The organism is Fenollaria sp., from assembly GCF_057222035.1.
Genome location: NZ_JBXXYC010000006.1, coordinates 96,443 through 108,297 on the forward strand (window position 1 = coordinate 96,443; position 11,855 = coordinate 108,297).

11 protein-coding genes are annotated in these 11,855 nt (G+C 33.0%); 10 read left to right on the top strand and 1 reads right to left on the bottom strand.

All coding sequences use genetic code 11. The annotated features are described in order from the left end of the window. Window position 1: 1 nt before the first annotated feature. The 4 genes from AC2UOP_RS05665 (at window position 2) to AC2UOP_RS05680 (ending at window position 5,380) form a co-directional block, all read left to right on the top strand. Window positions 2-1,822 carry an ABC transporter ATP-binding protein gene (locus AC2UOP_RS05665; protein ID WP_484832950.1) on the top strand — a complete coding sequence of 607 codons (1,821 nt, stop codon included), beginning with the start codon at window positions 2-4 and terminating at the stop codon, window positions 1,820-1,822. Beyond that, window positions 1,809-3,530: a proline--tRNA ligase gene (locus AC2UOP_RS05670; RefSeq protein ID WP_484832951.1), complete on the top strand. Its 1,722-nt coding sequence runs from the start codon at window positions 1,809-1,811 to the stop codon at window positions 3,528-3,530. Before AC2UOP_RS05665 ends, AC2UOP_RS05670 begins: the two co-directional genes overlap by 14 nt. Continuing rightward, window positions 3,523-4,998, top strand: a complete 1,476-nt coding sequence (gene gltX / locus AC2UOP_RS05675) for a glutamate--tRNA ligase (RefSeq protein ID WP_484832952.1) — start codon at window positions 3,523-3,525, stop codon at window positions 4,996-4,998. Before AC2UOP_RS05670 ends, gltX begins: the two co-directional genes overlap by 8 nt. A gap of 163 nt (window positions 4,999-5,161) precedes the next feature. Next, window positions 5,162-5,380 (top strand): BrnA antitoxin family protein, encoded by a 219-nt coding sequence (locus AC2UOP_RS05680; protein WP_106018509.1) that lies wholly within the window; start codon window positions 5,162-5,164, stop codon window positions 5,378-5,380. 152 nt (window positions 5,381-5,532) lie between these two features. Here AC2UOP_RS05680 and AC2UOP_RS05685 read toward each other — a convergent pair whose 3' ends face one another. Next, entirely contained in the window at window positions 5,533-5,928 is a 396-nt protein-coding gene (locus AC2UOP_RS05685; protein ID WP_106018510.1) for a hypothetical protein, read from the bottom strand. A 471-nt stretch (window positions 5,929-6,399) separates the two neighbouring features. Here AC2UOP_RS05685 and AC2UOP_RS05690 point away from each other — a divergent pair, with 471 nt between their 5' ends. From AC2UOP_RS05690 to AC2UOP_RS05715, 6 genes are all read left to right on the top strand, one after another. Beyond that, window positions 6,400-6,528 carry a hypothetical protein gene (locus AC2UOP_RS05690; RefSeq protein WP_484832953.1) on the top strand — a complete coding sequence of 43 codons (129 nt, stop codon included), beginning with the start codon at window positions 6,400-6,402 and terminating at the stop codon, window positions 6,526-6,528. A 111-nt stretch (window positions 6,529-6,639) separates the two neighbouring features. After that, window positions 6,640-6,879 (top strand): integrase core domain-containing protein, encoded by a 240-nt coding sequence (locus AC2UOP_RS05695; protein WP_484832959.1) that lies wholly within the window; start codon window positions 6,640-6,642, stop codon window positions 6,877-6,879. 85 nt (window positions 6,880-6,964) lie between these two features. Continuing rightward, window positions 6,965-8,032 carry an AAA family ATPase gene (locus AC2UOP_RS05700; RefSeq protein WP_106018511.1) on the top strand — a complete coding sequence of 356 codons (1,068 nt, stop codon included), beginning with the start codon at window positions 6,965-6,967 and terminating at the stop codon, window positions 8,030-8,032. Then, entirely contained in the window at window positions 8,025-10,259 is a 2,235-nt protein-coding gene (locus AC2UOP_RS05705; RefSeq protein WP_484832954.1) for a S8 family peptidase, read from the top strand. Before AC2UOP_RS05700 ends, AC2UOP_RS05705 begins: the two co-directional genes overlap by 8 nt. A gap of 243 nt (window positions 10,260-10,502) precedes the next feature. After that, window positions 10,503-11,243 (top strand): hypothetical protein, encoded by a 741-nt coding sequence (locus tag AC2UOP_RS05710; RefSeq protein ID WP_484832955.1) that lies wholly within the window; start codon window positions 10,503-10,505, stop codon window positions 11,241-11,243. A 98-nt stretch (window positions 11,244-11,341) separates the two neighbouring features. After that, entirely contained in the window at window positions 11,342-11,689 is a 348-nt protein-coding gene (locus tag AC2UOP_RS05715; RefSeq protein WP_484832956.1) for a Spx/MgsR family RNA polymerase-binding regulatory protein, read from the top strand. Window positions 11,690-11,855: the final 166 nt, after the last annotated feature.

Sequence of the window (11,855 nt, forward strand, 5' to 3'; positions counted from 1 at the left end):
TATGAAGAACTTTAAAGAACACATGAAGATATATGGCTTCATGATCAAATCAATTTGGGAATACTCCAAAAAAACAGTATTTTTAATCTTACTAGCCTCACTGTCATCAGCAGGACTTTTACTAATAAATGTATTCTTGCCAAAACTAGTTATTGACTCAATAATGAATGGCGGAGGTTTCGAGATAGTGACTTATGTAGTACTTATGGTGCTTGCAAACGTTGTCTTAGCTAAAATACCAGGCTATGTCAACAACTACATCAACAACGTAGACCTTCCTGGCGTGCAACAAAGAATTCGTTACAATATATGCGAAAAGACTATGAAGCTTGATTACTCGATGCTTGAGAACAAAGACTACATGAATCTTAAGGACCAAGCGGACTTCATCATGAGCACTCAATCACCTCTAGCAAACTTCACTCAAGTAGCGGCGGAAGTCTTTGTTTCATTCGTTGTTGTAATCTTCTTAGCGGTAATCGCCTTTAGCTTCTCCTGGGTTTTAGGCCTTGTGCTTCTTCTAGTAGCATGCCTAAACTTTGTCATAGGCGCTTGGGCGAACAAGAAGATGGGAGACTTCTTAGCTTCACTTGAAGATATAAACAGAAAATTTTCTGCTTATATGAATATTATTTATGACAATAGCAAGATGATGGATGTAAAGCTATTTTCCATGCATAACTTGGTCAATGGCTCTATATATAAGCTGATGAAGGACATAAGCGCAGGTATAGCGAATATGTATACCATAAACTCACTTTCATTCTTTTTTAGTGGTATCTTAGACGGCGTATCGAGAGCTTTAAGCTACATCTATATATCAGTAAGAGCCGTATCGAATGTTTTTGGCCCGCAAATCTCAATCGGTTCCTTCGCTTTATACACATCGGCCTTTGTTAATTTTAACCAAAGAGTTAGAATCATCTCACAAAACTATGTCAACATGATTATGATGAGAAACATGACAGAGCCTTATTATAGATTTATGAATTTGCCAGAAGAAAAAGCAAAAGCATACGAATATGATATGCCTAAGTCCATTGATACGATTGAGTTTAAAGACGTATGGTTCAAGTACCCAAGCTCTGAAGACTACGTTTTAAAGAATTTATCCTTTAAGATTAATAAGGGCGAAAAGATTTCTATAGTAGGTCTTAATGGTGCTGGTAAGACTACCATCATCAAGTTAATGACTAGGCTATACGAGCCAACAAAGGGCGAGATACTTCTTAATGGCCTTGAGATATCTAAGATAAAGATGGATGAGTACCAAAAACTTATCTCAGTTGTGTTCCAAGACTATAACATATACAATTTCCCTGTGGCAGAGACTGTTGCATCAAAGACTGACTACGACAGAGAAAAAGTTACTAAAGTATTGAAAGATATTGATATATATGATAAAATAAATTCGTTAAGTAGCGGTATGGACACTAAAGTCTCCATGGGCTACTCTGAAACGGGAGAAAAACTATCGCAAGGACAGTTCCAAAAGCTAGCAATTGCAAGGAGCTTGTACAAGGACAGCGAGCTTGTTATACTTGACGAGCCAACATCGGCACTTGACCCGAAGAGCGAGGCGGAGATTTACGAAAACTTCAACTACCTTGTTAAGGAGAAGACATCGATATATATCTCACACAGAATGAGTTCGTCGATATTCTGCGATAGAATTTTATTAATAAATAACGGTACTGTAGAGGACTTTGACACGCATCACAATCTAATGCAAAAGACGGACAGCCTTTACTACAAGATGTTCAACGCACAAAAAGAAAACTACGAGTACCAAGAGGAGGAAAAAAGCTATGAGAATGAGTAAAATGTTTTTTAAAACATTGAGAGAGGATCCTAGCGAAGCAGAGATTGCATCACATAAACTACTATTAAGAGGCGGCTTTATCAAGAAGAGCGCCTCAGGAATTTATTCATACATGAACCTTGGCTACAGAGTAATCAGAAAGATCGAACAGATAGTTAGAGAAGAGATGGACTCACACGACGCTCAAGAGATCAACATGAGTGCTGTTCAGCCAAGAGAGCTTTGGGAAGAGTCAGGTAGATGGGATACCTTCGGACCAGAGATGTTTAAGCTAAAGGACAGAAACGACAGAGAATTCTGTCTTGCGCCAACAGCAGAGGAGTTTTTCACAGACCTTATAAGAAGCGATGTGAACTCATATAAAAAGCTGCCAATAAATATCTACCAAATCAAAACTAAGTATAGAGACGAGAAGAGACCGAGATTTGGTATCAACAGAGCGAGAGAGTTTTTGATGAAGGACGCTTACTCCTTTGACAAGACTCAAGAGGACATGGTCGCTAGCTACAAGAACATGTGGGAAGCGTACGAAAACATCTACGACAGACTTGAACTTGATTATAGGATAGTTAGAGGCGACTCAGGCGCCATCGGTGGTAACGAGTCACACGAGTTCACTGCTTTATCAGATGTTGGTGAAGGCGTGATCACATATTGCGATAGCTGCGATTTTTCAGCGACTGATGAAAAAGCCGAAGTAGCTTATAAATATGACAATAGCAGTGAAGATATAAAAGAGCTTGAAAAAGTTGAGACAAAGGGCTGTAAAACTATTGACGATTTAGCAAAACTACTAAAAGTTGATAAAGATAGATGCCTTAAGGCAGTTGACCTAATGGTTAAGGGGGAAAGAATCGTTGTATTCATACCAGGATCAAGAGAGCTAAACCTAACAAAATTAATAAAGCATCTTGGCTGTGCAGAGCATGAGATTGAGATGATGGGCGATGAAGACATCAAGTCCATGGGCTCTTTCCCAGGCTACACTGGTCCTATCGGTCTAAAAGCAGATAGACTTATAGCCGATGAGAGAGTTAAAAATATCAAAAATGCTATTATAGGCGCTAACGAAGAAAATTATCACTATATGAACTATAATATTAGTGACAATGAAAAATTTGAATTCGTAGACGATTTACTAATGATAGCTGAGGGAGACCTATGTCCTAAGTGCGGTGGCAAACTTGAATTCAAGAGAGGCATCGAGGTCGGAAACATCTTCCAACTTGGTCAAAAGTATTCAAAATCGATGAAGGCAACATTCTTAGATGAGAATGGCAAGGACGAATACTTCTGGATGGGTTGCTACGGCGTTGGTATTTCAAGAACAGTATCTGCCATAGTTGAGCAAAACAACGACGAAAAGGGTATCATTTGGCCGATATCATCATGTCCATACGAAGCCATCATTACCATAGTTAATGTAAAAGACGAAGAGCAAAATAAACTTGCTGAAGATATTTATCAAAAACTATTGGCAGAGAAAGTCGAAGTGCTTCTTGATGACAGATCAGAAAGAGCCGGCGTTAAGTTTAACGACAGAGACCTAATCGGTATACCGCTTAGAATTACAGTAGGTAAGCTTGCTAGCGAAGGCAAGGTTGAGTATTCAACTCGTCGTGAGATGGAAAATGAAGAGATAGATGCTAGCGAAGCTATTAACAAGATCATTGCATATATAAAGGAAAGGAAGAATAATCGTGGATAAAAAAGTTAGAGTAAGATTTGCACCATCGCCAACAGGTTTTGTGCACATAGGCTCATTAAGAACAGCGCTATATAACTACTTATTCGCTGAAAAGATGGGTGGCGACTTCATCTTAAGAATCGAAGACACAGACAGAACACGTTATGTAGAAGGCGCTATAGAAAACTTGATAAACTCACTTCACTGGGCTGGCATACATTACAGCGAAGGCGTTTTTATTGAAGATGGCAAGGTAGTTCAAAAAGGTGACTACGGTCCATATATACAATCAGAAAGACTTGATATATATAAGAAATATGTTGATCAGCTAATCGAAGAAGGCAAGGCATACTACTGCTTCTGCGATAAGGAAAGACTTGACAGAATCAGAGAAGAAAGACAAATCAAGGGTCTAATACCAAAGTATGATGGCTTCTGTAGAAATATTCCTCTTGATGAAGCAAAGAAAAGAGTCGCAAATGGCGAGCCATACGTAGTTAGACTAAAATTACCAAAAGATACAGACATAACTTTCCACGACGTAGTTAGAGGCGACATCACCATTAACACTGAAGATATAGATGATCAAGTACTATTAAAATCAGACGGTTTCCCAACATATCACATGGCAGTTGTAGTCGACGACCACCTAATGGGCATAACACACATCGTTAGAGGAGAAGAGTGGCTACCATCTACACCAAAGCACGTATTTTTATACGAGGCACTTGGCTGGGAAAAACCAGAGTACGTTCACTTACCAACAGTACTTAACAAAGACAGAAAGAAATTATCAAAGAGACAAGGCGACGTATCAGTAGAAGACTTCAAGGATAAAGGCTATTTGCCAGAAGCATTAAATAACTACTTAGCACTAGTTGGCTGGTCACCAGAAGATAATAAAGAAATATTTACCATGGATGAGCTAATCAAAGAGTTCTCATTCGAAAGAGTTTCCAAGACAGGCGGTATCTTTGACAAAGACAAACTAGATTGGGTTAACGCACAATTCTTAAGAAATCAAGATATAGATGTATTAAGAGAAGAAGCAAGCGAAGAACTAATCAAGGCAGGATTAATTACAGAAGATTTTGCAAAAAATAATAAAGAGTATATGGAAGTTTTAATCGATACACTTAAGGACTCCATCTCACTAATGACAGAATTGCCAGAAAAGGCAAAATTCATATTTGAAGAGCTTCCACTTGCAGATGAAACAAAAGAGTTCTTAGAAGGCGACAATGCAGAGAACGCTAAAGTACTTGCAAACGCAATTGAAGAAGAGCTTTCATCAGTAGACGAAATCACACTTGATTACGCCAAGACATTCATGAAGAGCATACAAAAGAAGACAGGCATCAAAGGCAAAAACCTTTATATGCCAGTTAGAGCGATGATTTCCTTCTCAGTACACGGACCAGAAATGGATAGGATACTTTATTTATTAGGTAAGGAAAAGATATTCAAGAGATTAGATAAATTTAAATAATTGAATAGGAAAATGATTATGGGCTTTGCGCGATGCAGAGCCCATTTTTATGGCAGTGGGCTTGATAAATAAATATCAAACAATTATAATATAATTATATCCGCAAGAAAAGCTACAAAGAATGAACGAATGATATATATCAATGGTATTTAGGAGGTATAAAATGAGAGAAGAATACGATATAAAAAAATTAAATCCAAGAGAAAACATTTATGCTGAACAAATTGCGAAAAAGCAAATAACGATAAATCTTAACGAAACAGTTATAAGTTATTTTAAAGATCAAGCGAAAAGCACAGGCATACCATATCAAACTTTAATCAATTTATATCTTGAAGATTGTGTAGCAAACAATAAAAGCTTAAAAATGACTTGGAAGTAAATATTAAATTATAGAAAGAAGTAGGGGGAGACTCTACTTCTGTTTTTTGGGTAAGATTTAGATAGAAATATACATACAATACATTTACATAAAAGAAAAAGTTTTAGCTGTGGATCAATTGACCCTAGGCTAAAACTTTTTTATTGCTTTATTTACTTTACTTCAAATTCAATGACGCCTTGAGCATCAACGGCTTTAATAATTACTTCAGTCTTAATACTTTGACGTTTTTCTACATATCCAATAATTGTTTCCTTATGTTCATTGCCATCAAAGTCAGTGTATTTCATCATTAAACTTCCCTCATAAAATGTATCATTATAACTTATCTTTATAGTTTTCTTTTCATTAGCTTCTAAACTAACTTTATAAAATGACTCTTCATTTGATAAATATAAATTTAAATCATTTACCTTTTCTGTACTTTCATTTTTAATTGTAAGTGTAATAAGTTCTTCATGTTTAGAATTCATTAAGTAATAAGCTAGTAAAACTAAAACAACTAAGGCTAGAATTAGTAAAATTTTGTACTTTGAATTTTTATTCATATAGCATCACTCCTATGAATTTATTTTATCATAGAATTGTTAATAAAGAGTAAAGAAAATATTACAATTTATTAATATGTACTTTAACTTATTAATTTTGTTTTTTTCTTCTTAATTACTGTATTTAGTACCAAGATAGCGATTATATTTTCATAAAATAATTATAATATTACTTGACTTGTATTTATTAGTTTTACTAATATGGTCTTTTGGATTAATACTTATTATGACAATGAGCGTTTTAATGTGGTATAAAATGAGGCAAGAATACAATATCAAACTTTAATCAATTTATATCTTGAAGACTGTGTCGCAAATAATAAAAGCTTGAAATAGACTTGGAACTAAAAAGTATGTCATGTGGTATAAGATATGTTACAAAAACAAAAAACCGGAAAGGAGCTTCTATCATGACAATTAAATAGAAGAAATGTGTTTGCGCAAGAGCTTATGTGATTGCGCTTTAAAATATTGAGTAATAAAGCCGAAAGACAATACCATGCAAACCTTCAATTCGTTAACAAGCAGCTAAAAATAGTTAAAGAAAAAAGTACATACGAAACAAGTAAATTTTTAAAAGAACTAGAAAACAAATTATAATTCAAAATAAAGACAATACAAGTAGATAACGGATATGAATTTGTAAACGATGGAGATAAGACAGACAAAACAAGCACATTTGAAAAAGTTGCACAAAAACTAGGAATAAATATTAAAAGAATAAGGCTATATTCACCATGGCAAAATGGAAAAGTAGAAAGAAGCTATAGAGAAGATAGTAAAATAGTGTATAACAGAAAAACATTTACAAGAGAAAAAGATCTATTCAAGCAAATAAATAAGCATCAAAATAGATATAACAATACAGCTAAAATATCATTGAATTTTAAGACGCCAAACCAAGTTGTAAAAGAATACTTTTCTAAGTGTAACATATGTCTTGACAATTAAGAAAATAAATATTTAATTTTGTCCTACAAATATTGATTTCTGTCCCAAATTATGGTATAATATAAAAAATAGGAGGTATACTGAAATGAAAAAACAAAATGTCTTAAATTTAATAAAATATCACGTTGAAAGAAATGAGAATTCATTTAGAAATGAATCAATAGAAATCGCAAGATACTTTGATAGTATTGGTGATTATGAAATAGCTGAATATATTATGGGGTTAATATCTGAATCAAACTTATATGCACCACAAGGTAGTGATTTTGAAAGTGAATTTTTAAGACAAGTAGAAACAAGAAATTTAGACTCATTGAATTTACCGTTAGAAATATCAGAGGATATTAAAGGAATAATAAATGCTGTAAACCATAATGTGGGGATTAATAAATTTTTGTTTGAGGGTATGCCAGGAAGCGGAAAAACTGAGGCTGCAAAAAATATTGCAAGATTATTAGATAGATCACTTTTTTTAGTTAATTTTGAAAATCTTATTGATAGTAAACTCGGTCAGACTAATAAAAATATTTCAAATGTATTTAAAGAAATAAATATGATACCAAACGCAAACAAGATAGTGATTTTATTTGATGAAATAGATGTGATTGCGTTAGATAGAATTAATTCTAATGATGTTAGAGAAATGGGAAGAGCTACGTCTACTATTTTAAGAGAATTAGATAGATTAACAGATCTTAATAAAGAAATAGTAATTATTGCAACTACTAATTTATATTCAAATTTTGATAAAGCATTAGTTAGAAGATTTGATGCAGTTATTAATTTTAATAGGTATAGTCAGGAAGATTTAATAGAAGTTGCTGAGTATTATTTTTCTTCATTTATAAAAAATTTTAAAGGAATATCAAAGGATACCAGATTATTAAAAAAAATATTAAAGACGGCAGAGAAACTACCTTATCCTGGAGAGTTAAAAAACATTATAAAAACATCACTCGCATTTAGTGATGCTGAGTCTGAGTATGATTATTTGAAAAGATTATATAACAGTTTGATAGGAAATTTAGATCAAAAAGATATCAGTCAGCTTTATGAGGAAGGATTTACGGTAAGAGAAATAGAAAAACTAAAAGGAGAGTCTAAGAGTACTGTATCAAGAAAATTAAAGATGGAGGAGATAGATAGTGAATAATATCTTGGAGTTAAAAGGAAAACGTTTTGTACAAGCCAGCAAAAATAGTAATGGTGGCGGGGTATCTATGAATGGTAAAGTAGAAGTAACTTCAGAACATTTATCAAGATTGAAATTTCAGTTAAATCAAATCAAAGAGTTCTGGGATAATGAAACAAAACCATTTAAAGGAATTTTAGTTAGCGTTTATTATAATAAAATTGTTGCAAAAAGTAACCGTATTGCTGGTCTTTTTAAAGGTATGGATTCCAATGATGCGATTGTAGGAGCAAAATTTAATGTAGATAAAAACAAACATATAATAACATATTTTCTTGGTGAAAATGATTTGGTTAAAAGTATTGAATTGATTGCAAGCACAGAAAATATATTATCTGAAAATCTTTCAGGGAAAATAGATAAAAGCTTATTTAAAGATAAAAACATAATTAATTCAATTATGTTTAAAGATTATTCTATAAGTATGTCTACATTCAAGCAAGTGATTGCAGATGCATCTTATATAGATTCATTTCAAGTAGAATTACCAACAATCGAGCTTAAACAAAGCATTATAACGCTTTATGATGTAAAAAAAGATACAAGGTTATTATTTGAAAGTTTGGGGATAGATTTATTAAGTACTAGGATTTTAGATAATCAAACGGTTTATTTAGATGAAAACCAAGTAAAACAGCTTTTGGAAAAAGCACCTTATCTTGTTTCAATGGCAACGGTTGATTTATCAGAATTAGCACCAGATGATTCTATCAATGAATACCAAACAAAAATAGTAAGTATACCATCTCCAACTATTGAACCGACAATTGGAGTGATAGATACTTTATTTGATGAGGCTGTTTATTTTAATGAATGGGTTGAGTATCACGATATGGTGTCAGATGATATACCTAAAAGTTCAAAGGATTATAATCATGGAACAGCAGTATCTTCAATTATTGTTGATGGAGCAAAATTAAATCCTTGGTTAGATGATGGTTGTGGGCGGTTTAAGGTTAGACATTTTGGAGTTGCTGTTGGTGCTGGATTTTCTTCCTTTTCGATTATTAAGCAAATAAAAAATATTGTGATTAGTAATCCAGATATTAAAGTGTGGAATATTTCGCTTGGCAGTAATCAGGAAATAAATGACAATTTTATCTCTGCTGAAGCTTCAATCTTAGATCAAATTCAGTCTGAGAATAATGTAATTTTTGTTGTGGCTGGAACCAATAAGCCAAGTGAAGATGTGATAAAAATAGGCTCGCCCGCAGATTCTGTTAATAGCATGGTTGTGAATGCCGTTACGAAAAGTGGTTTGTCAACGAAATACGCACGAAAGGGTTTGGTATTGTCTTTTTTTGCAAAACCTGATGTGAGCTATTATGGAGGAAGTGAGGAGCAATACATTAGAGTCTGTGAACCTTTAGGAGCTGCAAGCGTTGCGGGAACATCTTATGCCGCACCTTGGATTGCAAGGAAGTTATCCTATTTAATTGATGTTTTAGGACTTAATAGAGAGGTTGCAAAAGCTATGATAATTGATGCTGCAAGAGGTTGGAAGGAAAAACCAACTCCTGAAGAAGTTGCGTTATATGGTCATGGTATTGTACCAATTCATATTAATGATATTATCCAAACGAAAGATGACGAAATAAAATTTATTGTATCTGATATTAGTGAAAAATGGAATACCTATAACTATCATTTTCCCGTTCCTCTAAAAGATAATAAGTATCCGTATATCGCAAAAGCTACTATGTGTTATTTCCCGTTGTGTAATAGAACGCAAGGTGTTGATTACACAAGCACTGAATTGAATTTACATTTTGGTCGTATAGGAAATGATGACAAAATTAAGGATATTAAAGGTGATAAACAAAATACAGAGGAATCATTAGGAGGAGAAAGAAACTACCTTTTGGAGGATGAAGCTAGAAAGCAGTTTAGAAAATGGGACAATGTAAAGTATATTGCGGAGAGTTCTACAAAAAGAATGATAGCAAAAGATTCTTATCGAAATAAAAAATGGGGGATGGAAGTAAAGACAAATAATCGCTTAGATCCTAGAGACGATGTAGGACTTAGATTTGGTGTAGTAGTAACACTAAAAGAAATAAATGGTGTGAATAGAATTGATGAGTTCATTAAAAGTTGTACATTAAATGGTTGGTTAGTAAATGTAATTGATGTTGATAATAGAGTTGATATTCATCGAAAAGTCAATGAAGAAATTAAGTGGGAGTAATAATGAAAGTGTAGGGATATAAATGTTAGAAAATATAGGAACTAATTTCATTAGTATTGGACTTTGTTTTTTGATTGATATACTTGTAGACAATTATAGTATGATAGGGTTGTTTGTAAAATCGTTGATACATTAGAGCAAATATATTAGGTTTAATATTGCGTTTTTATATAAATTAAAAAAAGAATGAGCATTTTTAGAAAATTTAGGTAAAGAAGTGAATGGTTTTATTGAGGTGTACAAATGAAAATAGATTTTTACTATTGGGGGAATATCTGCCCTATAACTACAGGAATTTTAAAGTTAATGAGCGAATATGAAGATAAAGTGGATATTTACTTGCATGACATTTCTAATGATAGTGAATCGTGTAAAATTAATAAAATATTTTTTCCATTTTTAACTGTACTAAATGAAGTCAATAGATTTTACTCGCCTATAAGCAGAAAATTTATGGAAGAAATTGCTGTGGGTAATATTCCTAAAGAAAAGCCATTTATTCCTAAATTAGGAACTAAAATTATATCCGAAACTATTAAACCTATAAGAAAAGATAATTATATATTCGCTTCAAAGTATACATCTAGAAAAAATTGCTTAGGATGCGGAAGTAAAATTGATATGTATAATTCAATGAATGAAGAAATTTATGGTTTTATTAATGTTTTGGGAAATGAATTGTTGGGCGGAGCTGAATTTGTTCCATCTAAATATGTTCCATATGATATTCCAAAGGATGAAGATATAGCGTTTATTACATGTGTGTATTTATCAAATAAAGAATATGATTATAAATCCGCCCCACTTAAGGCGTTGGAAAACTATTTAGGAATTAATTATAAAAAAGTTTTAGTAATATCTGATGAATTTGGAGTTTTTCCTAATGGCAACTTAGATTTTTTCTTGAAGAACAGTTATGTAGATGAAGGAATAATATTTGAAGACAGCTATTGTAAATTACATTTAATGTCTAAGCTACTATGATTTAGCGAATAATGTATAGTGTTAGGAAAATCTATAAAAAGCATAAGTCGCTTATATATAATTAATTTTGGGTATATATCAATCAAGGAGTTGATTATATGATTCTTATTGGATACAAAAAATGCACTACATGCAAGGGCATTGAAAAGATGCTTGACGAAAAGGGCATAAAATACACTTACAGGGAGATTGACAAGGACATTCCTACGGTGAAGGAGCTTAAAGAATGGCACAAGGCATCGGGTCTTGACATTAAGCGTTTCTTCAACACTTCAGGTCTTGTATATAGGGACATGAATCTTAAGGATAAACTGGGCGATATGAGTGACGATGAAAAATACAAACTTCTATCGACTAATGGCATGCTTGTGAAAAGACCAATACTTATCAAGGATGATGGCTCTTTCGTGGCTGTGGGTCCTGATGTGAAAAAATATTTAGCGTAAAAAAAATAAAAGCGGACTGAGATGAAATGATATGTACCCTCTTTACTGGACAAACCAGTAAGGAGGGTATTTTTATGCGATATAGTTATGAATTCAAAAAAGAATGCGTAGAACTATACAAACAAGGAAAGTGGATGGAAACGCCAGAAGGTGTCAAACAACATAT